This is a genomic window from Paraburkholderia heleia NBRC 101817 (assembly GCF_000739775.1).
GTDB classification, from domain to species: Bacteria; Pseudomonadota; Gammaproteobacteria; order Burkholderiales; family Burkholderiaceae; genus Paraburkholderia; species Paraburkholderia heleia.
The window spans coordinates 46,406-70,962 of sequence record NZ_BBJH01000039.1; the positions used below are offsets into that span (position 1 = coordinate 46,406).

18 protein-coding genes and 2 pseudogenes are annotated in these 24,557 nt (G+C 66.9%); 7 read left to right on the forward strand and 13 right to left on the reverse strand.

The features are described from left to right. The first annotated feature begins 150 nt into the window (after positions 1–150). Together BHE01S_RS28090 and BHE01S_RS28095 are read left to right on the forward strand one after the other, a co-directional pair. Positions 151–1,446, forward strand: a complete 1,296-nt coding sequence (locus BHE01S_RS28090; RefSeq protein WP_042269686.1) for an MFS transporter — start codon at positions 151–153, stop codon at positions 1,444–1,446. Positions 1,447–1,495: 49 nt separating this feature from the next. Then, positions 1,496–2,860, forward strand: coding sequence for a D-amino acid dehydrogenase (locus BHE01S_RS28095; RefSeq protein ID WP_042269688.1), 1,365 nt, complete (start codon positions 1,496–1,498; stop codon positions 2,858–2,860). 33 nt (positions 2,861–2,893) lie between these two features. On the opposite strand, the gene thpR is transcribed toward BHE01S_RS28095, so the two are convergent. The 4 genes and pseudogenes from thpR to BHE01S_RS28115 form a co-directional block, all read right to left on the reverse strand. Beyond that, positions 2,894–3,454 (reverse strand): RNA 2',3'-cyclic phosphodiesterase, encoded by a 561-nt coding sequence (thpR, locus tag BHE01S_RS28100; RefSeq protein WP_042269690.1) that lies wholly within the window; start codon positions 3,452–3,454, stop codon positions 2,894–2,896. A 167-nt stretch (positions 3,455–3,621) separates the two neighbouring features. Then, positions 3,622–5,088 carry a glutamate synthase subunit beta gene (locus tag BHE01S_RS28105; protein ID WP_042269692.1) on the reverse strand — a complete coding sequence of 489 codons (1,467 nt, stop codon included), beginning with the start codon at positions 5,086–5,088 and terminating at the stop codon, positions 3,622–3,624. A gap of 118 nt (positions 5,089–5,206) precedes the next feature. After that, the gene (locus BHE01S_RS28110) at positions 5,207–9,907 is read right to left on the reverse strand and encodes a glutamate synthase-related protein (RefSeq protein ID WP_042269694.1); all 4,701 of its coding nucleotides are present in this window, start codon (positions 9,905–9,907) and stop codon (positions 5,207–5,209) included. 646 nt (positions 9,908–10,553) lie between these two features. Then, a pseudogene (locus BHE01S_RS28115) lies at positions 10,554–11,243 on the reverse strand (transposase); the annotation flags it as partial. Between the two features lie 189 nt (positions 11,244–11,432). Between BHE01S_RS28115 and BHE01S_RS28120 the strand changes: the two are divergent. Together BHE01S_RS28120 and BHE01S_RS28125 are read left to right on the forward strand one after the other, a co-directional pair. Beyond that, the gene (locus BHE01S_RS28120) at positions 11,433–12,152 is read left to right on the forward strand and encodes an OmpW/AlkL family protein (RefSeq protein WP_042269696.1); all 720 of its coding nucleotides are present in this window, start codon (positions 11,433–11,435) and stop codon (positions 12,150–12,152) included. 376 nt (positions 12,153–12,528) lie between these two features. Further along, complete coding sequence (locus tag BHE01S_RS28125; protein WP_042269697.1) at positions 12,529–12,903, forward strand: DUF883 family protein; 375 nt, start codon at positions 12,529–12,531, stop codon at positions 12,901–12,903. Positions 12,904–12,931: 28 nt separating this feature from the next. On the opposite strand, the gene ugpQ is transcribed toward BHE01S_RS28125, so the two are convergent. The 8 genes from ugpQ to pilM all read right to left on the reverse strand — a co-directional run bounded on the left by ugpQ (position 12,932) and on the right by pilM (position 21,018). Next, positions 12,932–13,687, reverse strand: coding sequence for a glycerophosphodiester phosphodiesterase (gene ugpQ / locus BHE01S_RS28130; RefSeq protein WP_042269771.1), 756 nt, complete (start codon positions 13,685–13,687; stop codon positions 12,932–12,934). A gap of 54 nt (positions 13,688–13,741) precedes the next feature. After that, on the reverse strand, positions 13,742–14,968 hold the full coding sequence (locus tag BHE01S_RS28135; protein WP_042269700.1) for a deoxyguanosinetriphosphate triphosphohydrolase: 1,227 nt from the start codon (positions 14,966–14,968) through the stop codon (positions 13,742–13,744). 33 nt (positions 14,969–15,001) lie between these two features. Next, positions 15,002–16,084 (reverse strand): 3-dehydroquinate synthase, encoded by a 1,083-nt coding sequence (aroB, locus tag BHE01S_RS28140; protein WP_042269701.1) that lies wholly within the window; start codon positions 16,082–16,084, stop codon positions 15,002–15,004. A gap of 75 nt (positions 16,085–16,159) precedes the next feature. After that, the gene (gene aroK / locus BHE01S_RS39300) at positions 16,160–16,714 is read right to left on the reverse strand and encodes a shikimate kinase AroK (protein WP_042269773.1); all 555 of its coding nucleotides are present in this window, start codon (positions 16,712–16,714) and stop codon (positions 16,160–16,162) included. Between the two features lie 131 nt (positions 16,715–16,845). After that, entirely contained in the window at positions 16,846–18,474 is a 1,629-nt protein-coding gene (locus BHE01S_RS28150; RefSeq protein WP_042269703.1) for a type IV pilus secretin PilQ, read from the reverse strand. Next, positions 18,471–19,355: a hypothetical protein gene (locus tag BHE01S_RS28155; protein WP_052406162.1), complete on the reverse strand. Its 885-nt coding sequence runs from the start codon at positions 19,353–19,355 to the stop codon at positions 18,471–18,473. Before BHE01S_RS28155 ends, BHE01S_RS28150 begins: the two co-directional genes overlap by 4 nt. Further along, the gene (locus tag BHE01S_RS28160; protein ID WP_052406164.1) at positions 19,352–20,041 is read right to left on the reverse strand and encodes a hypothetical protein; all 690 of its coding nucleotides are present in this window, start codon (positions 20,039–20,041) and stop codon (positions 19,352–19,354) included. The genes BHE01S_RS28155 and BHE01S_RS28160 overlap by 4 nt, the downstream gene beginning before the upstream one ends. Further along, positions 20,038–21,018, reverse strand: coding sequence for a type IV pilus biogenesis protein PilM (gene pilM, locus BHE01S_RS28165; RefSeq protein ID WP_042269705.1), 981 nt, complete (start codon positions 21,016–21,018; stop codon positions 20,038–20,040). Before pilM ends, BHE01S_RS28160 begins: the two co-directional genes overlap by 4 nt. A 288-nt stretch (positions 21,019–21,306) precedes the next feature. On the opposite strand from pilM, the gene BHE01S_RS28170 reads away from it, so the two are divergent. Further along, complete coding sequence (locus tag BHE01S_RS28170) at positions 21,307–23,751, forward strand: penicillin-binding protein 1A (protein ID WP_042269707.1); 2,445 nt, start codon at positions 21,307–21,309, stop codon at positions 23,749–23,751. Positions 23,752–23,836: 85 nt separating this feature from the next. Here BHE01S_RS28170 and cyaY read toward each other — a convergent pair whose 3' ends face one another. After that, complete coding sequence (cyaY, locus tag BHE01S_RS28175) at positions 23,837–24,154, reverse strand: iron donor protein CyaY (RefSeq protein ID WP_042269708.1); 318 nt, start codon at positions 24,152–24,154, stop codon at positions 23,837–23,839. A 35-nt stretch (positions 24,155–24,189) separates the two neighbouring features. Between cyaY and BHE01S_RS39705 the strand changes: the two are divergent. Further along, positions 24,190–24,312: pseudogene (locus BHE01S_RS39705) on the forward strand (hypothetical protein); the annotation flags it as partial. After that, complete coding sequence (locus BHE01S_RS28180; protein WP_321898974.1) at positions 24,313–24,549, forward strand: hypothetical protein; 237 nt, start codon at positions 24,313–24,315, stop codon at positions 24,547–24,549. Positions 24,550–24,557: the final 8 nt, after the last annotated feature.

Here is a 24,557-nt window from a genome sequence, read left to right on the forward strand (position 1 = left end):
AGCATACCGGAGACGGGCAGCGGCGCACCGCGCGGCCCGGCAGCGTCAAGCGCACACGCCACCCAACGCGTGCGGCGCCAGCCGGGTCGCAAGCGCCGCACGCGCCCGCCCGGTTCGTTGCGCGCACAACAACTATGGGGAAGACACGCGATGGGCTACTTTCACTGGTTCACCGAGTTGAACGCGCGAGAGCGGCGCACGCTCTACGCGGGGTTCGGCGGTTACGCCGTCGACGCGTTCGACTTCATGATCTACTCGTTCCTGATCCCGACGCTCATCGCGGCCTGGGGCATGACCAGGAGCGAGGCCGGCATGATCGCGACCAGCTCGCTGATTTCGTCGGCGATCGGCGGCTGGCTCGCCGGCATCCTCGCCGACCGCTACGGCCGCGTGCGCGTGCTGCAGTGGACCATCGCCACCTTCGCGCTCTTCACCTGCCTCTCCGGTTTCACGCATTCGTTCTGGCAGTTGCTCGCCACGCGCACACTGCAGGGCATCGGCTTTGGCGGCGAATGGACGGTCGTCACGATGATGATGGCCGAAACGATCCGCTCGCCGCAGCATCGCGCGAAGGCCGTGGGCACGGTGCAGAGCAGCTGGTCGTTCGGCTGGGGCGCGGCCGCCGTCCTCTACTGGGCCTTCTTCGCCCTGCTGCCCGAGGAATACGCATGGCGCGCATGCTTCTGGATCGGCATCGTGCCCGCGCTCTGGATTCTCTATGTGCGCCGCAACGTAAGCGACCCCGACGTGTTCGTCGCCACGCGCCGCGCGCGCGAAAGCGGCCCGATGCAAAGCCATTTCATGCAGATCTTCGCGCCCGCGCATCTGGCCACCACCCTGCTCGGCAGCGCGCTGTGCACCGGCATGCTCGGCGGCTACTACGCAATCACCACCTGGCTGCCCACTTATCTCAAGACGGTGCGCCATCTCTCGGTGTTCAACACGAGCGGCTATCTGATCGTGCTGATCGTCGGCTCGTTCACGGGCTATATCGTCGGCGCGATCCTGTGCGACAAGATCGGACGGCGCGCCTCGTTCATCCTGTTCGCCATCGGCTCGTTCGCGCTCGGCATGGCCTACACGATGCTGCCCATCACCGACACCGCCATGCTCCTGCTCGGCTTCCCGCTCGGCATCGTCGTGCAGGGCATTTTCGCGGGCGTGGGCGCGTATCTCTCGGAGCTCTATCCGAACGCGATTCGCGGCTCGGGCCAGGGCTTCTGCTACAACCTCGGGCGCGGTCTCGGCTCGTTCTTCCCGATTCTCGTGGGCACGTTCGCGCAAACCACCTCGCTCGTGAAAGCGATCGGCGCGGTGGCGGGCGCAGGCTACCTGCTCGTGATCGTCGCGGCGCTGTGCCTGCCCGAAACAAAGGGCAAGGTGCTGACCGAAGAAACGCCCGCCGAGGCGGCCGAACGCCCGTCTGCTCGATCCGCTGCACAATGAGCACGAACGTGCTGCAATACCCACCGCCCCTTCCCGTTGTACTCCCGGCATGAAAACGATCGTCCTCGGCGCCGGTGTGATCGGCGTCGCCACTGCGTACTATCTGAGCGAACGAGGCTGCGACGTCACGGTCGTCGAACGGGAACCGGGCGTCGCGCTCGGCACGAGCTTCGGCAATGCCGGTGTCATCGCGCCCGGCTATGTCACGCCATGGGCCGCGCCCGGCATGCCCGCGAAGCTGATCAAGTACCTGCTCAAGCCTGCCTCGCCTCTCATCTTCCGGCCCACGCTCGACGTCGCGCAGTGGCGCTGGATCGCGCGCTGGCTGCGCGAATGCGATCTCGCGCGCTTTCGCGTGAACAAGCAGCGCATGCAGCGCATTGCCTATTACAGCCGCGAATGCCTGCACGCGTTTCGCGCCACGCACGCGTTCGAGTACGGGCGTAGCCAGGGGTATCTCCAGCTCTTTCGCAGCGACTACGACCTCGAACTCGCGCAGCCGGCGCTCGGCGTGCTGCGCGACGCGGGCATCGCCTATCGCGAGCTCGATGCCGCCGCCTGCGCGCAGGTCGAGCCAGGCCTCGCCTGGTCTCGCGCGAAGCCGGTGGCCGGCGTGTATCTGCCAGACGACGAGGCCGGCGACTGTGCACGCTTCACGCGCGAACTGCGCGCCGTGTGCGAGGCGAAAGGCGTGACGTTCCTGTTCGATACCGAAGTGCTCGCGCTCGAAGCCGCGGGCGGCAAAGTCGGCGGCGTGCGCGTGCGTGCCGTGCCCGGCCGCGGCAAGGCGAACAACCGCAAGGACCGGCGCGAGCAACGCCGCGCGCCGGCGGAAGTGCTGCGCCCGGCCGAGCGCAGCGAACCCGCCGACGCCACGCCGCAAACGCTCGCCGCCGACGCCGTGGTGGTCGCGCTGGGCGTGGAGAGCGCGGCGCTCGTCGCGCCGCTTGGCGTGCGCGTGCCGCTGTATCCGGTGAAAGGCTATTCGGCCACGCTGCCCGTGGTCGACGAGCAGAAGGCCCCGCGCGCCGCGCTCATGGACGAGTCGCTCAAGACGGCGATCACGCGCTTCGGGCCGTATCTGCGTGTAGCGGGCACGGCGGAACTGGGCGACCACCGCGCGACGCTGCGCGAGCAGGCGCTGCAGACGCTCATGAAGGTGCTCGACGACTGGTTCCCGCACGCCGCGACGCCTTCGTCGGCGCAATTCTGGGTGGGGCGCCGGCCGATGGTGCCGGACGGCGCGCCGCTGCTCGGCACGTCGGGCGTGGATGGCCTGTGGCTGAACGTCGGGCACGGCTCGACGGGCTGGGCGATGTCGATGGGCTCGGGCCGCGTGCTCGCGGACCTCGTCACGCAGCGCTCGCCGGAAATCGATCTCGATGGATTGACGCTGGCGCGGTACCGCCACTAAGCGGCGGCAGCGACGCCGACGCGTGACGACGCCTCAATCGAGCGCGACGCTCGCCAACGCCTCGTAACGCGCGCCCTGCCTCGCCAGCGTGCTCGAATAGAGCACCAGCGACTCGAAACGCAACGGCGGCAACGCTTCCCCGCCGCTTGCCGCCGGCGCGCCCACGGCGTCGCGCGCGAAGCGCGCGAGCGTCACGTGCGGGCGGAAGGCTCGCGCGTCGAGCGGCAATCCCACGTCTCCCATGAGCGAGCGCACACGCCAGTCGAGCGCAGTGAACGCATCCGACATCGCGAGCACGGCCACCATGAGACGCGGATGCGCGCGTCCCGGCCAGCATTCGATATGCGTGACTTGCGCGGGCGGGATGTGCGGCGCGTGCTCGGCGAGCCGCCGCGAGAGCGCGCGCCCCTGGTCGAACGACATCGCGCCGATGAATGTCACTGTCAGATGGAGTTGCGCATAGGGCACGCGCCGTGCATTGGGCGGCACGTCGAGCGCGGCGAGCGCATCGCGCGACGCCGCAGTGGGCGAAAGCGCGATGAAGCAGCGCCGCCATTGCTGCGTGTCACGATCGGTCTCGCGGGCTTCGGACATGATCGGCGGGCCTCGTTCGGTCGGGCAATCGCGTCATGGTAACCCTGTCTGTCAGCCTGAGTGGCACGCACGTGAAAAAGCCGGGTCACCCTTGCGGGTGCCCGGCTTCGGTCGTTGCGTCTCCTGCCGTCTCCCATGTGCCCCGTCTATTGCGGGACACACCGGATTTAACGCGGCAACTCCGAGCTGCCCATCAGATACGCATCGACGGAACGTGCGCATTGACGACCTTCGCGGATCGCCCACACCACGAGCGACTGGCCGCGGCGCATGTCGCCGGCGGTGAAGACCTTGTCGACCGACGTGTAGTACGCCTTTTCGCCTTCAGTCGAGGCTCGCACGTTGCCGCGCGCATCCTTCTCGACGCCGAATGCTTCGAGCACCGGCGAAACCGGCTGCGTGAAGCCCATGGCGAGCAGCACGAGATCGGCCTTCATTTCGAATTCCGAGCCCGGCACTTCGACCATCTTGCCGTCCTTCCACTCCACGCGCGCGGCGATCAGCTTCTCGACCTTGCCGTTCTTGCCTTCGAGGCGCTTGGTCGCGACCGACCAGTCGCGCGAGCAGCCTTCGTCGTGCGACGACGACGTGCGCAGCTTGATCGGCCAGTACGGCCACACGAGCGGCTTGTTCTCCTCCTCGGGCGGCTGCGGCAGCAGTTCGAACTGCGTGACGCTCTTCGCGCCGTGACGGTTCGAGGTGCCCACGCAGTCGGAGCCGGTATCGCCGCCGCCGATCACGACCACGTGCTTGCCCTTGGCGAGCAGCTGGTTCGGCAGCTTGTCGCCGGCGTTGACCTTGTTCTGCTGCGGCAGGAACTCCATGGCGTAGTAAATGCCTTCGAGTTCGCGGCCCGGCACCGGCAGATCACGCGGCGTTTCCGAGCCGCCTGCGATCACCACGGCGTCGAACTGGTCCTTCAGCTCTTCCGGCGAGATCGTTTCCTTCGCCATGTTGCCGATGTAGGCAGGCAGTTCGCTACGGCCGATGAACACGTTGGTGCGGAACGTCACGCCTTCGGCTTCCATCTGGCGCATGCGGCGGTCGATCAGCCACTTCTCGAGCTTGAAATCGGGGATGCCGTAGCGCAGCAGACCGCCGATACGGTCGTTCTTCTCGAACACCGTCACGTCGTGGCCGGCGCGCGCAAGCTGCTGTGCGGCGGCGAGGCCCGCGGGCCCCGAACCGACCACGGCGACCTTCTTGCCCGTCTTGTGCTTCGCGACTTGCGGCGCGACCCAGCCTTCGGTCCACGCCTTGTCGATGATCGCGTGCTCGATCGACTTGATGCCGACGGGATCGTTGTTAATGCCGAGCGTGCACGCCGCTTCGCAGGGCGCCGGGCAGATGCGGCCCGTGAACTCGGGAAAATTGTTCGTGGAATGCAGGACGTCGATCGCGCTCTTCCAGTCCTGGCGGAACACGAGGTCGTTGAAGTCCGGAATGATGTTGTTGACCGGGCAGCCGTTGTTGCAGAACGGGATGCCGCAGTCCATGCAGCGTGCGCCCTGGATCTTCGCGTCGGCGTCGGAGAGCGCCGCGACGAATTCCTTGTAGTGCTTCACGCGCGTGAGCGGTGCTTCGTACGCCTCATGCTGGCGCTCGAACTCGAGAAAGCCGGTTGCCTTACCCATAGGGTTCTCGTCTATCTATCTATTCAGTGAGGGGGACCGCGCCCGCCGCCGCGCCGGGTTGTCGTAACCCGCATCGCGCGGCAGGCGCATCGTCGTGTTCAGTTCGTCGTCGCGGGAATCAGGCGGCCAGTTCTTCCTGGTTCGCCTTCTTCGCGCCGAGTTCGCCCAGCGCGCGCCTGTATTCCGTCGGGAACACCTTCACGAACTGGCGGCGCGCCGCATCCCAGTTTTCGAGCAGCGCCTTGGCGCGCGGCGAGCCCGTGAACTGGAAGTGACGCTCGACGAGTCCCTTGAGCAGCGCTTCGTCGGTCTGGCCTGCGTGCCACAGTGCGCGGTCCACGGTGCGCTCCTGTTCGGCCTGTTGCAGGACCGGGTCGAGCGCGACCATCGACTTGTTGCACTTGCCGGCAAACGTGCCTTCCGGGTCGTACACGTAGGCGATACCGCCCGACATGCCCGCCGCGAAGTTACGGCCCGTTTCGCCGAGCACGACCACCGTGCCGCCCGTCATGTATTCGCAGCCGTGGTCGCCCGTGCCTTCGACGATCGCCGTCGCGCCCGAGTTACGCACCGCGAAACGCTCGCCCGCCACGCCGCGCAGGAAGGCCTCGCCTTCGAGCGCGCCGTACAGCACCGTGTTGCCGCAGATGATGTTTTCTTCGGACTTGCCGCGGAAGTCGTTGGTCGGACGGATGATGATGCGGCCGCCCGAGAGGCCCTTGCCGACATAGTCGTTACCGTCGCCAACGAGATCGAGCGTGATGCCGCGTGCGAGGAACGCGCCGAAGCTCTGACCCGCCGTACCCTTCAACTGGATGTGGATCGTGTCTTCCGGCAGACCGTCGTGGCCGTACTTCTTCGCGACGACGCCCGAGAGCATCGCGCCGACCGTGCGGTTCACGTTACGCACCGGCTGGATGAACGAGACGTGCTCGCCCGTCTCGATCGCCGCCTTCGCCTTCTCGATCAGCGTGTGATCGAGCGCGCGGTCCAGACCGTGATCCTGCGTGTCGACATGCTTCTTCGCGACTTCGACGCCAACCGGCGGCTGATAGAACACGCGCGAGAAGTCGAGACCCTTCGCCTTCCAGTGCTCCACGCCACGGCGCGTGTCAAGCAGATCCGCGCGGCCGACGAGGTCGTCGAACTTGCGGATGCCCAGCTGCGCCATGATTTCGCGCACTTCTTCAGCGATGAAGAAGAAGAAGTTGACGACGTGCTCGGGCTGGCCCGAGAACTTCGCGCGCAGCACCGGATCTTGCGTCGCGACGCCGACCGGGCAGGTGTTCAGGTGGCACTTGCGCATCATGATGCAGCCCTGGACGACGAGCGGCGCCGTCGCAAAGCCGAACTCGTCCGCGCCGAGCAGCGCGCCGATCACCACGTCGCGCCCCGTCTTCATCTGGCCGTCGGCCTGCACGCGAATGCGGCCGCGCAACTGGTTCAGCACCAGGGTTTGCTGCGTTTCCGCCAGACCGAGTTCCCACGGCGTGCCGGCGTGCTTGAGCGACGAGAGCGGCGAGGCGCCCGTGCCGCCGTCGTGACCGGCGATCACGACGTGGTCGGCCTTGGCCTTGGCCACGCCGGCTGCCACCGTGCCCACGCCCACTTCCGAGACCAGCTTCACCGAGATCGACGAAACCGGGTTCACGTTCTTCAGATCGTGAATCAGCTGCGCCAGGTCTTCGATCGAATAGATGTCGTGGTGCGGCGGCGGCGAAATGAGGCCCACGCCCGGCACCGAATAACGCAGCTTGCCGATGTATTCCGAAACCTTGTGGCCCGGCAGCTGACCGCCTTCGCCCGGCTTCGCGCCCTGCGCCATCTTGATCTGGATCTGGTCGGCCGACGACAGGTACTCCGCCGACACGCCGAAGCGGCCCGACGCCACCTGCTTGATTTTCGAGCGCAGCGAGTCGCCATCCTTCAGCGGGATGTCCTTGACGACTTCGTCGCCGATGATCGAACGCATCGTGTCGCCGTTCCTGATCGGAATGCCGCGCAGTTCGTTGCGGTAGCGCTTCTCGTCTTCGCCGCCTTCACCCGTGTTCGACTTGCCGCCGATGCGGTTCATCGCGACCGCCAGCGTGGCGTGCGCTTCCGTCGAGATCGAGCCGAGCGACATCGCGCCCGTGGCGAAACGCTTGACGATTTCCTTGGCCGGCTCGACGTCGTCGATCGAGATCGCACGCGCCGGGTCGAGGCGGAATTCGAACAGACCGCGGAAGGTCATGTGGCGCTTCGTCTGATCGTTGATCAGATGGGCGTATTCCTTGTACGTCTGGTACGAGTTGCTGCGCGCCGAGTGCTGGAGCTTGGCGATCGCGTCCGGCGTCCACATGTGATCTTCGCCGCGCACGCGGTAGGCGTATTCGCCGCCCGCGTCGAGCATGCTGGCGAGAACCGGGTTGTCGCCGAATGCGTCGCGGTGCAGACGGATCGCTTCTTCGGCCACTTCGAAGAGGCCAATGCCGCCCACCTTCGAGGCCGTGCCCGTGAAGTACTTGGCGATGAGGTCGTCAGCCAGGCCGACGGCTTCGAAAATCTGCGCGCCCGTGTACGACATGTAGGTGGAGATGCCCATCTTCGACATCACCTTGAGCAGGCCCTTGCCCACTGCCTTGGTGAAGTTGTAGACGGCCTTCTCGCCCGACAGGTCGCCCTTGAGGCCCTGCGCCATTTGCGCGAGCGTTTCCATGGCGAGATACGGATGCACGGCTTCCGCGCCGAAGCCCGCGAGCAGCGCGAAGTGATGCGTTTCGCGCGCCGAACCGGTTTCCACGACGAGACCCGTGCTCGTGCGCAGACCGTGCTGCACGAGGTGCGAGTGGATCGCCGAGGTGGCGAGCAGCGCCGGAATCGCGACGTTGTCGCGGTCCGCGCGGCGGTCCGAAACGATCAGGATGTTGTAGCCCGACTTGACCGCATCGACGGCTTCCGCGCACAGCGACGCGAGACGCGCTTCGATGCCTTCCTTGCCCCAGGCCACCGGATAGCAGATGTTCAGCTCGTAGCTGCTGAACTTGCCGCCCGTGTACTGCTCGATCGCGCGGATCTTCGCGATGTCCTTGAAGTCGAGCACCGGCTGCGACACTTCGAGACGCATCGGCGGGTTGATGTTGTTGGTGTCGAGCAGGTTCGGCTTCGGGCCGATGAACGACACGAGCGACATCACCAGGTTTTCGCGGATCGGGTCGATCGGCGGGTTCGTGACCTGCGCGAACAGCTGCTTGAAGTAGTTGTAGAGCGTCTTGTTCTTGTTGGACATGACCGCCAGCGGCGAGTCGTTGCCCATCGAACCGACGGCCTCCTCGCCCGACATCGCCATCGGCGCCATCAGGAACTTGAGGTCTTCCTGCGTGTAGCCGAACGCCTGCTGACGGTCGAGCAGCGCAGCCGCTTCGGCGCGCGCGGTCGCGACGTCTTCTGCCTTCGGCTCGATCTCGTCGAGCTTGATGCGCACGGCGTCGATCCAGCTCTTGTACGGCTTGGCGTTGGCGAGGTTGTCCTTGAGTTCCTTGTCGTCGATGATGCGGCCGTGTTCCATGTCGATCAGGAACATCTTGCCCGGCTGCAGGCGCCACTTCTTGACGATCTTCGACTCGGGGATCGACAGCGTGCCGGCTTCCGACGCCATGATGACGAGGTCGTCGTCCGTGACGATGTAGCGCGCCGGACGCAGACCGTTACGGTCGAGCGTCGCGCCGATCTGACGGCCGTCCGTGAACGCGATCGCGGCGGGGCCGTCCCACGGCTCCATCATCGCGGCGTGGTATTCGTAGAACGCCTTGCGGTTCTCGTCCATCAGCGTGTGCTGTTCCCAGGCTTCCGGGATCATCATCATCATCGCGTGGACGAGCGGGTAGCCTGCCATCACCAGCAGTTCGAGACAGTTGTCGAACGATGCCGTGTCGGACTGGCCCGGGTAGATCAGCGGCCAGAGCTTGGGCAGGTCGTCGCCGAGCACGTGCGAGGCGATCGCGCCGGTACGGGCGTTCAGCCAGTTCACGTTGCCCTTCACGGTGTTGATTTCACCGTTGTGGGCGATCATGCGGTACGGGTGTGCCAGCTCCCACGCCGGGAACGTGTTCGTCGAGAAACGCTGGTGCACGAGCGCCAGTGCCGAGACCACGCGCTCGTCCTGCAGGTCGCGGTAGTACACGCCAACCTGGCCGGCCAGCAGCAGGCCCTTGTAGACGACCGTGCGCGCCGAGCACGACGGCACGAAGTATTCCTTGCCGTGCTTGAGCTTGAGCGCCTGAATGCGGTGGCTCGCGGTCTTGCGGATGATGTACAGCTTGCGCTCGAGCGCGTCCGTGACCATCACGTCCTTGCCGCGGCCGATGAAGATCTGGCGGATCAGCGGCTCGCTCGCCTTCACCGTGGGCGAAATCGGCATGGCGTGATCGACCGGCACGTCGCGCCAGCCCAGCACGACCTGGCCTTCGGCGCGCACCGTGCGCTCGAGCTCCTGCTCGCAGGCGAGACGCGAGGCGTGTTCCTTCGGCAGGAAGATCATGCCGACGCCGTACTCGCCGAACGGCGGCAGCGTCACGCCCTGCTTGGCCATCTCTTCGCGGTAGAACGCGTCCGGAATCTGGATCAGGATGCCCGCCCCGTCGCCCATCAGCGGGTCGGCGCCCACGGCGCCCCGGTGGTCGAGGTTCTCGAGAATCTTCAGGCCTTGCTGAATGATTTCGTGACTCTTCTTGCCCTTGATATGGGCGACGAAGCCGACGCCACAGGCGTCGTGTTCGTTTTGCGGGTCATACAGACCTTGCGCGGCGGGCACCGCGGCGCGCTGCTGGTGATCGTTCATGGGGACACCGTCAGAGTGGGGCTGTTGCCAGCCGTTGTGTTCTTTGATTCCCGCCGCTTGCGTGACCGCTGTACGGCGTTGCGCGGGGTATTACGTGCTTCCCGCGTTATGCGCCCAGGAGAGCCGAAAGGCGAATATACGCGACGAATCAAGGGGATGCAAATAAAATGTGATTATTTGACCCTAATTATCACGTTGGTGCATCCGCACATTTTTTTATTGGGGACACATTAATTTGGGGCAAAAGAAAACGGCATCCGAAGATGCCGTTCATCTCGTAAACAATTGATCCGAAAAGCAATCAGTGGGTGCCCGTGCCCGGCTTGCGCTCGTCGTGTTCCGAACCCGAACCGGAGGAATCACCGCTACCGGAACCCTGCGAACCGCCGGAATGGCCGCCCGCCCCCCCGGGATTACTACCCGATGGGGTAGCTGAACCACTTCCGGCGTGACCGCCTCCATGCGTCGAGCCGGAGCCTGCCGGATTGGCCCCAGCGTGCGAAGAAGAATGGGGGCCGGATTGTGTGGCGCCATGACCCGCCGGCTGACCGCCGCCCCCCCCTGATCCGGCCGCAGGCGTCGAAGCCGCGCTCGCCGTGGCTGCCGCGCCAATGGCGCCCGGTGTTGCCGCGGGCGTGCCCGGCGCTTCGCGCACCTTGCGCGGGCGTCCGCGCGGCAGCGGCGAGACGCGCCGGTTCGCCGAGCGCGACGCCCAATCGCGGTAAGTGTCGCTGCCGAGCACCCAGCCCTTGAGCGTGGCCTGCATGAGCTGCGTCGTTTCGCGTTCGTCGAGCGCCTGCTCGCAGAGTTCGCGATACGCGCGCTGACGCTCGAACGGCGTATTGCCGAGCGCCCAGTAAAGCGGATGGTCGGTGATGAGGCTGTCGACGGTGAGACCGATGTGATGCCGGTAGCTCGACCATCGATAGTCTTCGGGCGCCGTCACGAGGTGGCTGCGCACCGGCGCGAGCTCGACGACGCGGCTCGCCAGCAGGAAGAAGCGCTCGCCCTCGATGACCGTCGCGCGGTAGCGCCCTTCCCAGAGCGTGCCGCGGCGCGCATAGCGCCGGTTGAAATGCGCCACGTAGCGCCGGCCGACCGCCTGCATTGCCTTGGGCAGGCTGGATTCGTCGGAAGGCGTGACGAGCAGTTGCACCGCGCCGGGCATCAAAACCCACGCATGCACAGCCAGATGATGATCGCGCGCCGCGGCCTTCAGGCAGTCGATGAACAGTTCGTAGTCCTGGTCATCGACGAACGCGGGCTGCTGATCGAGTCCGCGCAGGATCACATGCTGTGGCTGATCGGGAACATAAAGACGTGCAAGCCGTGCCATGCTCGATTTTCCTGGTTCCGTTGGTGAATACCCGCAGACCCGCCAGGCCCCACCAGCGCTAGTTCTCGCTGGCATGCGGCTTCGGCGGAAAGCTCGCGGCGCCTAGTAAAAAAGCTCTAACGGTCGCGTCTGGTTTGTTGCAAACGTTCTGTTCATAATGAGCGGGCCTTTCATGGAGGAGCAATTAATATGAAATTAAAACAGGCGCTGGCAGGGGTCGCCGCGCTCGCCAGTTTCACGGCAGCACACGCACAATCCGCAAACACTTTCTACGTCACCACCGGCTGGTTCCGCTTCATGCCGCAGGACTCCAGCGATCCGCTCAAGATCGACAGCGTCGGCGGTGCGCCCGTCAACATGGCCGTTCCGAACACGGGCGCCAGTGTCGGTACGGCCGACACCCTCGGTCTCTCCCTCGGCTACTACATCACCGACCACATCGCTACCGAAGCCGAACTGGGTATTCCGCCGAAGTTCGATATTTCCGGCGGCGGCAGCTTCGACAGCTTCGGCAAGGTCGGCTCGGCAAGACTGTGGAGTCCCGCGCTGCTGTTCAAGTACTACTTCAACCGCCCGGACGCAAAATTCCGTCCTTACCTCGGCGTCGGCGTGACCTACGCCTGGTTCACCGACGCGAAGATCACCAATGGCGCCTTCGAACAGGAGAAGCTTGGGGGTCCGACCAGTGTTTCGACGGATCGTTCCTGGGCCCCCGTGTTTAACCTGGGCTTCAACTACAACTTCACGAAGCACTGGTTCGCCGGTTTCTCGCTCTCGTACATTCCGATCAACGTGACCGCGACGTACAACACGACGCTGAACAACCAGTTCGGCACCCAGCGAGTGGCTGAATCGAAGATTCACCTGAACCCGCTCGTGACCTATCTGAAAGTGGGCTACAACTTCTGACGCCCACCGGCGCCCTGCATTGCCTCGCGCCGCGCCTTCGTCTCGCCCTTGCGGCGTCGGGTGAAGGGCGGCGTTTCTTGCCTGGGCGTGCCTTTCCCGCTTCAACGTCTCCATCGTCATTTCCCCGCTTTTCGCATGGGCTTACCCTGATTCTATGCCTCTGTGAAAAAGCGTGCTGTCCCCGTAATCACCTGTTTTGTCACCAGTGAGCGAAGCCCCGCCTGGCGGGCGTTTGCGCCGGGCTCATTGCGCTCGTTCAAGTCCCGGGCACTGGAATTGCGCAATACTTGCACTCCGGTCCTCGCCCTCCCGCGCCCTTTTTCGTGCACGCTGCGGCGAGCCCTTTACCTGTGACTTTTCAACGACGGAGCCATACATGAGCGCCTTTCCGAACACGCGAGAAGCCCTCGGAGATTCCTGGACGCGCACGAGCCGACACGCGCGGCGCATCGCGCGCCGCGGCCGCAGCGCCGCCGCCGATATCACCGACGAGTTGCGTGATCTGCTCGCCGAGCTGGAAAACACGCTGGGCGAAGGAACCCAGGCCGATGCCGTCGCGCTGCGCGCCGACATCCGCAAGCGTCTGGACGCCGCCCGCGAGCGGCTCGAAGTGGCGCGCGCAGCCGCGCGCGAACATACTGACGCGGCCATCGCCGGGGCGGATGACTACGTGCACCGGAATCCCTGGCAGGCCCTCGCGATCGCCGGCGGCGTGGCGCTGGTAGTGGGCGCGCTGCTCGCGCGCCGCTGAACGGGGATCCCGGCGCGCGCCCTGGGCATCAGGCGTCGAGCGCGTGCGGCCCGATCAGGTCGATACGGTCGGTGCAAACCGTATCGACGCCCCAGTTCACTAACTGACGAGCGCGCTCGAGGTCGTTCACCGTATAGGCGAGGATGAAAAGTCCCGCCGACTTGATGCGCTCGACGAGCGCCTCGTCCAGATGGCGATGGCTGGCATGGAGGGATACACACTCGAGCGCCGCGGTTTGCTCGCGCCAGTCGGCGGGCACGCGCTCGAATAGCAGACCGCGCGGCAGTTTCGGCGCACTGTCGCGCGCCGCCTCGAGCGCCGCGCAGGAAAATGACGAGAGCAAAGGCGGCGTGCCTGCCTGCGCCTCGTTCTCCCACAGGCGCGCCGCTTCGGCGCCGACAATGCGCCCTGTCTCCACGTCGCGGCCCGTGCAGGGCTTGATCTCGACGTTCGCCGCAAGCCCGAGCTCACGACAACACGCCGCGACTTGAGCGAGCGTCGGCATCGGCTCGCCCGCAAAACGCGCATTCCGCCAGCTGCCCGCGTCCAGCGTGGCGAGTTCCGCGTAGCGCATGCGCGCCGCGGCGCCGTTCCCGTTCGACGTGCGGTTCACCGTGTCGTCGTGGAGCAGGAACGCGACGTTGTCGACGGACAGCTTGGCATCGAACTCGACCATCGTATGGCCGAAGATCGCGCCGGTGCGCAGACCCGCCAGCGTGTTCTCGGGCGCGAGCGTGCCGCCCCCCCGGTGCGCGGCAACGCGCGGATACGGCCAGGACTTGATCAAATGGACTCCCGAAACCGGCAGGTGGGCAGTGAGATGGGGCGAGTCACGTTCTCAAACGTCGTCGGCGACGACGAAGAGACGGCGGTACTCCTTCAGCGCATAGCGGTCGGTCATGCCCGCGATGTAATGCGCGATCAGCCGCGGCTGCACGGCGGCGTCCTGCGTCTGGTACGGAGGCGGCAGCAGGCGCGAGTCTTCGCTGAACGCCTCGAACAGCCCCTTCACCACGCGCCGCGCCTTGTTGGCCATGCGCATCACGCGATAGTGGCGGTACAGGTTGCGGTACAGGAAGCGCTTGAGCGCCGCCGCCTGCGCGGCCACGCGCTCGCTGTGTGCGACGAGCGCAGGCGCCGCGCGCACGTCGTCGAGCGACTGCGGCGCGTACTCGGTGAGATTACGCCGCGTCTGCCCAATGAGATCGACGATCAGCGTGTTGATGATGCGCCGCACCGTCTCGTGAATCAGCCGGCGGCCCTCGATCTGCGGATATTCGGCACGCGCGGTGTCGAAGTGCGTTTGCCAGAGTTCGACCTCGGCGAGCTGCTCGATGGTAAGCAGGCCCGAGCGCAAGCCGTCGTCGACATCGTGGTTGTTGTAGGCGATTTCGTCGGCGATGTTGGCGATCTGCGCTTCGATCGACGGCTGCCGGCCGAGCAAAAACCGCTCGCCCAGATCGCCCAGATGCCGCGCATGCTCGCGCGAGCAGTGCTTGAGAATGCCTTCGCGCGTCTCGAAGCACAGGTTCAAGCCGTCGAACGCGCCGTAGTGCTCTTCGAGCTCGTCCACGACCGCGAGGCTCTGGAGATTGTGCTCGAAGCCACCGTGCTCGCGCATGCACTCGTTGAGCGCGTCCTGGCCCGCATGGCCGAACGGCGTATGGCCGAGGTCGTGGGCGAGCGAGATCGCCTCGACCAGATCCTCGTTCACGCGCAGGTTGCGGGCGACCGAGCGGGCGATCTGCGCGACTTCCAGACTGTGCGTCAGCCGCGTGCGAAAGAGATCGCCCTCGTGATTCACGAACACCTGGGTCTTGTACTCGAGGCGGCGAAACGCCGTGGAATGGACGATGCGGTCACGGTCGCGCTGGAACTCGCTGCGCGCAGCGGGCGGCGGCTCGGGATAGCGCCGCCCACGCGAGCGCGAGGCGTGCGCCGCGTAAGGCGCGAGGCCCGCCTCGAATGACGCGACTAGCGCCGCGCCGGCATCGCCGCCATGCGCGTCGCGAAGTTCTGGAACACTACGGGGATCACTGCGGTTATCGCTGCGGGTGTCGCTCACCGTTCCTCCGCAAGGGGTTGTCGCCGCGCCGCCTCAGTTCTGCGTCGCGGCGGCAAGCGTGGCCTGCACGGCTTCGTCGGGCGCGCGGCCGATGTGCGTCTCGCCGAAGCGTTTGAGCAGGATGAACTTGATCGCCCCGCCCTCGGCCTTCTTGTCGACCTGCATCAACTCGACATAGCGCTCGGCGCCGAGCGCGGGCGCACGCACCGGCAGCCTGGCCGCCTCGACCACGCGCACGAGGCGCGCGCGCGAAGCTTCGTCGAGCATGCCCATGCGCACCGAGAGGTCCGCCGCCATCACCATGCCGCAGCCCACCGCCTCGCCGTGCAGCCACTCGCCGTAGCCGAGCCCGGCTTCGATCGCATGGCCGAACGTATGGCCGAAGTTGAGGATGGCGCGCAGGCCGCCCTCGCGCTCGTCGGCAGCCACGACCGACGCCTTGATCTCGCACGAGCGCTTGACCGCGTGCACGAGTGCTTCGGGCTCGCAACGGTTGAGCGATTCGACGTTGGCTTCGATCCAGTCGAAGAATCCGGCGTCGGCAATCGCGCCGGTCTTGATGACCTCGGCAATACCCGCCGCCAGTTCGCGCTCCGGCAGCGTGGCGAGCGCGCCGATGTCGGCGATCACGGCCTGCGGCTGGTAGAACGCGCCGATCATGTTCTTGCCGAGCGGGTGATTGATGCCCGTCTTGCCGCCCACCGACGAATCGACCTGCGAAAGCAGCGTGGTCGGCACCTGGATGAACGGCACGCCGCGCATGTAGCAGGCGGCCGCGAAACCCGTCATGTCGCCCGTCACACCGCCGCCCAGCGCGATGAGCGTGGTCTTGCGGTCGGCGCGCGAGGTGAGGAGGGCGTCGAAGATCTCGTTGAGCGTTTCCCAGTTCTTGTGCGCCTCGCCATCGGGCAGCACCACCGTGTTGACGTCCTTGCCGAGCGGCGCGAGCGCGGCGCGCAGCGTCTCACCGTAAAGCGGATCGACGACGGTGTTCGTCACGATCGTCACCGACTTGCCGGCGATATGGGGCGCGAAGAGCGCCGTCTGACCGATCAGGCCGGAGCCGATATGGATGGGATAGGCGCGCTCGCCCAGTTCGACGTTGACGGTAATCATGCTCTGAATCTTTTGGGTTTCCGATGCACTGCCTGGTTCACGACTCTCTGCGCGAATCACCGCGCGACCTGCGCGCTACTCGCGCGCCGTGGCCCGCACGACGCCGGCCATGTCGAGCTGCATCAGCACCATGTTGACGAGTCCGTTGACGGAAGGCCGGCCGGTTTCGATCACGAAGTCCGCGACTTCGCGATACAGCGGGTCGCGCAATTCGTACAGCGCTTCGAGCCGCGCCTTGGGGTCTTCGGTTTGCAGGAGCGGACGATTTTTGTCGCGCCGCGTGCGCAGCCACAGGTCGTGCGGATGCGCGCGCAAATACACGACAAAGCCACGCGCCTTGAGCGCCGCGCGATTTTCGGGCCGCAGCACCGCGCCGCCGCCGGTCGCGAGGACGATGCCTTCACGCCCCGTGAGCTCTTCGATCATCTGTGCCTCGCGGTCGCGAAAGCCCGCTTCGCCTTCGAGTTCGAAGATCACCGGGATGCGCGCGCCCGTGCGCGCCTCGATCTCGTGATCGGAGTCGAAGAACGGACGCTCCAGCCGGCGCGCGACCGCCCGGCCCACGGTCGTCTTGCCGGCGCCCATGAGCCCTACGAAAAATACATTGGCGTTTGCGTCCCGCACTTGCAGCACTTCCTACGAAAGGTTGGTGCCGCAGCTTACTGGCAAAGCGGCGGCGTTGTCGAGCCTGCGGCCCTGTCGTTCCGGCCCCGCAAACCTGCGGCTGCGCGCTGGCAGCCGGTTTGCCCGACCAATGAGGGTCAATTCGGCTCCACGACACGCGGCGTGATGAAAACCACCAGTTCGCTGCGCTGATCCCGGCGCGCGCGATGCGAAAAAAGCGCGCCCAGAACCGGTATTTTGCCCAGGAGTGGCACGCGCGTCACATCATCGCGGTCATCCGTCGCGTCGATGCCGCCAATCGAGACCGTCCCGCCGTCCTCGATTTCCACGCGCGTCTGCACGTGTTTGGTGTTGATCGCCGGCCCGGCGGCGGTTTGCTCGCCGACACTGTCCTTCGCCACATCGAGATCGAGTATCACACGGCCATCGGGTGTGATCTGCGGTTCGACTTCGAGTTTCAGGCTGGCGCGCCGGAACTGCACCCCCGAAACGCCCTGCCCGACCTTGGCCTGATAAGGCAGCTCGGTGCCCTGCTCGACGACCGCCTTCGTGCGGTCGGCGGTGACGACGCGCGGACTCGATACCACCCGCCCGCGCCCTTCGGCCTCGAGCGCGCTCAACTGGATGTCGAGCAGGCGCGTGGCGCGCGCGGCCAGTAGCGTGAGCCCAAGGCCTGCCGGCTCGAAGCCGGAAATCGGGCCCGCCGCGAGGTCGTACACCGTGCCGTCGGCTCGGGTGGTCAAGCCGCGGGCCGTCGTGCCGTCAACACTCACAGGCGTCACGCCAAGACGCACGCCCAGTTCGCGCGACAGCCCCTCGTCTCCCTCGACGATGCGCGCCTCGATCAGCACCTGACGTGCGGGCGCGTCGAGCCGCCACACGAGTTCGCCGATCTGGTCGAGCCGCGCCGGCAGGTCGGTGACGAACAGGAGGTTCGTACGCGCGTCCGCCACCGCCGTGCCGCGTTTTGACAGCGCGCGCTGTGTGCCCGAGCCGGTCAGGAAGCGGCGCAAATCCTCGGCGCGCGCGTATTGCAACTCGAACGAGCGGCTCGCGAGCGGCTCCAGCTCCGCGGCCCGGGCGTGCGCCTCGTAACGCTGCCGTTCGCGCGCCGCCACCTCCGCGGCTGGCGCGACCCAGATCACTTCGCCGATGCGCGACATCGCGAGACCGTTTGCCTCCAGCAGCAGATCGAACGCGGTACGCCACGGCACGCGGTCGAGGCGCAACGTCACCTCGCCGCGTGCACGTTCGCTCGCGACGATATTGAGCTTCGTGAACTGGGCGAACGCGTGCAGAACGGCCGTCAGCTCAGCGCGCTGGAAGTTGAGCGTAATCGGCCGGTCCGGCGGCAGCCCGTCGCTGGCTGCCGCGGCGTCGCCAAGACGCATCGGCGCGCGCATGGGTACCGGCGGCCCCTCGAGCGGCCCGACCGCTGGCGCCTCGCTGCCGGGTTCGTGCAAAGGCTGGGCGGCGTGGGGCATGCCGGTGTCGCCGTCCTCGAGCGCCTGCGAAACGCCTTCGGGTACGACTTCGGACGCAGGGGCATCGCTGCCTCCCGTGAACGGATTGGCGATCCACTGGCCGGCCGCGGGCTCCCCCGCCCCGTCGGGCAACGGCGGCACCTCGTAGCTCGCGAGCGCAACCGGCTGACGCGCCCACCCAGGCAGAGGTCGAGGCGGCGGCGCCGCGGCCCATGCAGCGCACGCGGCAACACTCACCATCAACGCGGCGAGGACAGCAACGTTCCGATCGAGCGCGCTCATTTGGCAGGCTCCGCCCATCCGAGCGCGCGCGTCGTCCCACGCGCCGCGACGACCACCCGTGCCGGCGCGATTTCCAGCACGCGAGCGTCGCCGATCGCCTCGCCCGCCTGCGCGGTTACGACGCCATCAGGCGTTTCCACGAGCGCGAGGATACGCTGCCGATCCTGGAGGATGCCGGCCAGACGCCACCCGTCTTCCGCCCTCCCGGCCGCAGCCGCCTGCATGAAGGGATCGAAGGGATCGCGAACCGCCGCTGCGGCAGACGCTGCCGCCGGCGGCACAGCCGCAAGCGCATCGTATACATGCAATGTTGCCGAGACCGACAACCCGCTTCCGATGCGCCGGATTGCAAGCTCGGATGGCACCGTGAGCGCCGGCTCGCGCGCCAACCCTTCGAGCAGTCGGCGCAGTTGCGCGAAGGTGCCTTGCGCGACCAGCTTGATCGAGCGGAACGCCTCGGTTTGCGTGCCGCCCGCGATACCCGGCTCCAGCACTTGCAGCACGAGGTCCGATTGCGCGGCGAGTTGCGAGATGCGGCGAATGTCGTCGGCGGAATTGCCAGCACGCGGCGCACGCCAGGGCGTTCGCGCCGCAGCGTCGCGCAGCGCGGGCAGACGCGCCAGCATTTTGCGGGCGTCGGCATTGCGCTTTTGAGCGGCTTCCAGCGCCTCGCGCGCTGCATGCACACCAAGCGGATCCCCGACGATACAGGCGCCGGTCGCGGTGGCGAGAGCCAGCACGGCAATCGTCAGATCGACAGCCAGGCGGCGGCGCGGACTCCACGCGTGCAGCGGCGGCCATCCGCGCGAGGCGTTGCCCGCGCCTGACTGAGCCGCAGCGAGCGCGCGCTCCTGTCCAGCGTGCGCAGGCATCGTGCTCATGCCGCCTCCTTCGCTGCGGCGCCGCTCGACGCCTGGGACGACTCGCGCGCTCGCGGTGCGCCGGCCCGCGGCACAGTGCTCGCGCCTTGCCAGACGAGATGGGCGGCGACGCGAATCGGTTCTCCATCGGACACGCGCTCGCGTGCAGCGCCGGCCGGCGCGCCGCGCTTGAGTTCGCGCACACTCACGGCTTCGACATCGGGCAGCGAGCGCAGCCGTCCGAGCCAGGCGGCGGCTGCCGATGCGTCCGCCGCGCTCGCCTGCAGATCGGTTTCATCGGCGAACTGCGCGAGCTGTTGCAAGCCGACGCCCGGCGCTGCGTCGCTCGCCAGCGCGTCCGCGAGGGCGAAAAAGCGTGCCCTGGCCCGCGCGTGCTGCCGGGCTAGTTGATCGCCGACGCGGCGCGCTTCGCTCTCCCGCGCGAGGCGCTGCGCCTCGGCAAGCGATGCGCGCCACTGCGCCATCGGCTGCTCCAGCGCCTCGCGCCGGGCCTCGAGCGCGCTGCGTTCGATGCACTGCCAAAGCACGATACCCAGCGCACACGCGCCACCGCCAAGCGCCGCGACGCCCCATTCGAGCAGGTGCCGGCGAAGCCGCCTGCGGATGGCGCGCTGCCGCCACGGCAGCAGATTGAATCCGCCGACGGCCCGGCGCGGAAAGACCCGCATCGCGCGCGCGGGCGTCATTCCGTCACCCCGCGCAACGCGAGTCCGAACGCCACCGCGCACCCCGGGTCATGCAACAGTGTCGCCGCGAGCGGCCACTCGACATCGGCCAGCGTCGCGCATTCGAACGGCAGCACCGGCGCGCCCAGCGCGTCGCCGAGGTCGGCCAGCGTGAAGTTCGTGCCACGCAGCATGGCAAGCTCGCCCGAGACCTGCACGCAGCCGGCCTGCTCGCCGTCGACGAGGTCGCGCAGCGCCTCCACGAGATCGGCATGTTCGAGCGCGGGAAAGCGTATGTGCCGGATGACCGAGTCGTCGGCGACCAACCAGCCGTGCAAGCCTTCCGGGCCGACCCAGATCGCCACCCAGGGTTCGTGCGGCGGCAGCTCGTACACCGCCGCGTGCCGCATGGCGCGTAACGCGGCGTGCGCCTCGCCGTCCAGGGCACACAGCGTGATGCCCGCCATTGCCGCGCATTCGATGCGCACTTCGAGATGCTGCCGCGCCGTCGCCGCGATCGTCACCTGCGCTTCGTGGCTGCGCGGCGTGGCCGGCTGCACGCTCCAGTCGACCGCCAGTTCGCCACGCTCCACGCCCGCCACGCGTTCCGCCTCTGCCAGGACGAGCGGCTCGAGCGCCGCGTGAATGCCCGACTCGTCCACCGCACCCGCTGGCGCAAGACGCGCGAGCGGCACCGTCGCGACGAGCGTCGCGCTCGCGGGCAGCGCCATGGCGCAACGCAGCGACGCCGCGGCGCTGGCGCGCGGCAACTCGCCGAACACGCTGCGAAGTGCCGCGACGATGGCCGCCCGGTCGACGATTTCCGCGCCTGCAAGCGCCTCACGCGCGAGCGGCGCGCTCGCCAGCCATTCGATGCGGACCGGCCCCGCCCCGAAAAGGCGTTGGCTCAACACCACCAGCGTGACCCCGCGCGCGCCTAGATCCACGCCCGCAGCAAAGCGGCGCGCGCCCAACAACACCGAATTTCCGAAACCCATCGCATCCCTCCTGTGTGTGCGCGCACCGCAAACCGTTCGCCGCGCGTCGATGGGGAAATTGTGCGAACCCGGGCGGCGCGCGAATACTCGGCCGAACGGCCAACGGTCGCCGCGAGCGCTATCCACGCGCGAGGGCCGCGTCTACAGTGCGAATATCAGCAAGAGCGTCAGCAGACGCGTCGACAGAAACGGCGGGCGGCATGCTCGTTCGCGCCGTCCACGTAAGCGTCCCGAAAGCCCGCGGGTGCGCGGCGGCTATAATCGCGGGACCGTTTTTCTGGTGTTCGTATGCAAGATCAGCTTCCTTCGTCCGTACCGCCTGCCACGCCGCCCGAGCCGCCCCGCCGGCGCAAGCGCCCGTGGTGGGCCACGCTGCTGATCGCCTTTTTCGGCCTCATCTTCGCCGCCGCGGTATGCGTGGCACTGGTGCTCGGCTACGCGCTCGTCGTGGCGACGCCCAACCTGCCGTCGCTCGAGGCGCTCACCGACTACCGCCCGAAGGTGCCGCTGCGCATCTACACGCGCGACCACGTGCTGATCGGAGAATTCGGCGAGGAGCGGCGCGACATCGTCCATTTCAGGGACGTGCCCGACAACCTGAAGAAGGCCATTCTGGCCATCGAAGACGCGCGCTTCTACGATCACGGCGGCGTCGACCTCGCCGGCATCGCGCGCGCGGGCTTCGTCGCGCTCACCAATGGCCACGCCACCCAGGGCGCCAGCACGATCACCATGCAGGTGGCGCGCAACTTCTTCCTTTCGAGCGAAAAGACCTACACACGCAAGATTTACGAGATGCTGCTCGCCTACAAGATCGAGTCGAAGCTCTCGAAGGATCAGATTCTCGAGGTGTACATGAATCAGATCTATCTGGGCCAGCGCGCGTACGGCTTCGCGAGCGCCGCGCGCGTGTACTTCGGCAAGGACCTGAAAGACCTCACGCTCGCCGAGTGCGCGATGCTGGCCGGGCTGCCCAAGGCGCCGTCGGCCTACAACCCGGTCGTCAATCCGAAGCGGGCGAAGGTGCGCCAGGAGTACATTCTCCAGCGCATGCTCGAACTGCACTACATCGCCCAGCAGCAGTACGACGAGGCTGCGGCGCAGCCGCTCGTCGTCAAGGGCACCGGCAAGGAATTCAGCGTCCACGCCGAGTACGTGGCGGAAATGGTGCGCCAGATGATGTACGCGCAGTACCACGAGGAGGCGTACACGCGCGGACTGAACGTCGTCACCACCATCGACTCCGCCGATCAGGACGTCGCCTATCGCGCGCTGCGCAAGGGGCTGATGGACTACGAGCGCCGCCACGGGTATCGCGGGCCCGAGGCGTTCATCGACCTGCCCACCGACAGCGACGAGCGCGAGCAGGCCATCGACGACGCGCTCGTCGAGCACCCCGACAACGGCGAACTCGTGGCGGCGGTGGTGACGGCGGCGAGCCCGAAGGAAGTGAAAGCCACCTTCATGGACGGCAACACCGCGAGCATCACCGGCGACGGGCTGCGCTTCGCGCAGTTCGCGCTCTCCGCGCGCGCGCAGCCGTCGCAGAAAATCCGGCCGGGCGCGATCATCCGCCTCGCGCGCAACAACGCGGGCGACTGGTCGATCACGCAGTTGCCGCAAATCGAGGGCGCGTTCATCTCGATCGTGCCGCAGGACGGCGCGATCCGCGCGCTCGTCGGCGGCTTCGACTTCAACAAGAACAAATTCAACCACGTCACCCAGGCGTGGCGTCAGCCGGGCTCGAGCTTCAAGCCGTTCATCTACTCGGCGTCGCTCGACAAGGGGCTCGGGCCTGCGACCGTCATCAACGACGCGCCGCTCTTCTTCAGCGCCGCCGAAACGGGCGGCCAGCCGTGGGAGCCGAAGAACTACGGCGGCGGCTTCGACGGCCCGATGAGCATGCGTACGGCGCTCATGAAGTCGAAGAACCTCGTGTCGATCCGTATCCTCAACCACATCGGCACGAAGTACGCGCAGCAGTACATCACGCACTTCGGCTTCGACGCCGACCGGCATCCCGCCTATCTGCCGATGGCGCTCGGCGCGGGTCTCGTCACGCCCCTGCAGATGGCCGCCGGCTACTCGGTGTTCGCCAACGGCGGGTATCGCGTGAATCCGTATCTGATCGCCGAGGTCACCGACCAGCGCGGCATGGTGGTCGCCCAGGCGCAGCCGCTCGTGGCCGGGCAGAACGCGCCGCGCGCGATCGACCCGCGCAACGCCTACATCATGAACAGCCTCTTGCAGAGCGTCGCGCAGCACGGCACGGGCGCGAAGTCGAACGTCCTCAGGCGCACCGACCTGGGCGGCAAGACCGGCACGACCAACGACTCGCGCGACGCGTGGTTCGCGGGCTATCAGCACACGCTGGCCGCGATCGCCTGGATGGGCTACGACAATCCGCGCAGCCTCGGCGACAAGGAAACGGGCGGCGGTCTCGCGCTGCCGGTCTGGATCGACTACATGCAGAAGGCGCTCAACGGCGTGCCCGAGTACAGGATGGCGATGCCGGACGGCGTCGTCACGCTCGGCGACGAACTCTACTACGCCGACGCCACGCCGGGCCACGGCTTCGTCTCGACCGTGGGCATCAGTCAGGCGGCGCTCGAGGCGTCGGCGAGCGGCACATCGGGCGCGGGTAACGCTGACGATGCGGGCGCCGCGCCCGCCCCGGAGCACGTGAATGCGAAGGAGAAGGAAGACATCATGAATCTGTTCCGCGGGCACTGAAGCTCGCCGCGGCGATGACGATGACAAACGGGCGCCGGTCTTTTCGACTGGCGCCCGCTTCCTTTACGAACTCACGCTCGCGCGTTCAAGGTTCAAACCGCACCGGCTCGCCCGCCTGCTCCGTTGCATAGGCCGTGAGCGCCGAGAAGAATTCGGTGCCCGTGCGCGTGTCGCGCCACTCGCCGTCGACGAAGCGATAGTGGAAACCGCCAGCCTTCGCCGCGATCCAGATTTCGCGCATCGGCGGCTGCAGATTCACGATGATCTTCGTGCGATTCTCGAATTCGAGCGTCAGGACGTTGCCGCTGCGCTCCAGTTCGATGTCCGCTTCGGCCTCGTCCACGGCCCGCTCCACGGCCGCCAGCACGGCCTCCGCGCGGCTCAGGTAGTCATTGTCTGGCATGCTAAACTCCACCGGTTATTCATTCAGGGACAATTATGCGTGTCATTTCCCGGACGCGCGCAGCGGCCCCCAGCGCATGGACGCCCCGCGCGATTCTAGCGGCTTTTGCGATCGGCGCCGTCGCGCTCGCAGGCTGCGGCCAGCGCGGCGCGCTTTACATGCCCACCGTGCCGCCGCTTCCGCCCAAGCCCAATTTCGAAACCACGCAGCCGGAAACCGGCGCGACGCCTGCAAGCTCGCCCGCGAGTGCCACCGAGTCGGCATCGGCACCCGTCGGCATGATTCCGGACACCTCGGGTACGCCGCTCTCGCTGTCGCCGGACACCGACCTTGGCACCCCACCCGCGACCACCGGCAGCCCGCAACCGGCTTCCGGCACGACGCCAACCCAGTAAAACGCTCG

Excerpts from the sequence above, each read along its gene's own strand:
- BHE01S_RS28090 (WP_042269686.1), top strand. The coding sequence starts at position 151 with ATGGGCTACTTTCACTGGTTCACCGAGTTGAACGCGCGAGAGCGGCGC.
- BHE01S_RS28095 (WP_042269688.1), top strand. The coding sequence starts at position 1,496 with ATGAAAACGATCGTCCTCGGCGCCGGTGTGATCGGCGTCGCCACTGCG.
- thpR (WP_042269690.1), bottom strand. The coding sequence starts at position 3,454 with ATGTCCGAAGCCCGCGAGACCGATCGTGACACGCAGCAATGGCGGCGC.
- BHE01S_RS28105 (WP_042269692.1), bottom strand. The coding sequence starts at position 5,088 with ATGGGTAAGGCAACCGGCTTTCTCGAGTTCGAGCGCCAGCATGAGGCG.
- BHE01S_RS28110 (WP_042269694.1), bottom strand. The coding sequence starts at position 9,907 with ATGAACGATCACCAGCAGCGCGCCGCGGTGCCCGCCGCGCAAGGTCTG.
- BHE01S_RS28120 (WP_042269696.1), top strand. The coding sequence starts at position 11,433 with ATGAAATTAAAACAGGCGCTGGCAGGGGTCGCCGCGCTCGCCAGTTTC.
- BHE01S_RS28125 (WP_042269697.1), top strand. The coding sequence starts at position 12,529 with ATGAGCGCCTTTCCGAACACGCGAGAAGCCCTCGGAGATTCCTGGACG.
- aroB (WP_042269701.1), bottom strand. The coding sequence starts at position 16,084 with ATGATTACCGTCAACGTCGAACTGGGCGAGCGCGCCTATCCCATCCAT.
- BHE01S_RS28150 (WP_042269703.1), bottom strand. The coding sequence starts at position 18,474 with ATGAGCGCGCTCGATCGGAACGTTGCTGTCCTCGCCGCGTTGATGGTG.
- BHE01S_RS28155 (WP_052406162.1), bottom strand. The coding sequence starts at position 19,355 with ATGAGCACGATGCCTGCGCACGCTGGACAGGAGCGCGCGCTCGCTGCG.
- BHE01S_RS28160 (WP_052406164.1), bottom strand. The coding sequence starts at position 20,041 with ATGACGCCCGCGCGCGCGATGCGGGTCTTTCCGCGCCGGGCCGTCGGC.
- pilM (WP_042269705.1), bottom strand. The coding sequence starts at position 21,018 with ATGGGTTTCGGAAATTCGGTGTTGTTGGGCGCGCGCCGCTTTGCTGCG.
- BHE01S_RS28170 (WP_042269707.1), top strand. The coding sequence starts at position 21,307 with ATGCAAGATCAGCTTCCTTCGTCCGTACCGCCTGCCACGCCGCCCGAG.
- cyaY (WP_042269708.1), bottom strand. The coding sequence starts at position 24,154 with ATGCCAGACAATGACTACCTGAGCCGCGCGGAGGCCGTGCTGGCGGCC.
- BHE01S_RS28180 (WP_321898974.1), top strand. The coding sequence starts at position 24,313 with ATGCCCACCGTGCCGCCGCTTCCGCCCAAGCCCAATTTCGAAACCACG.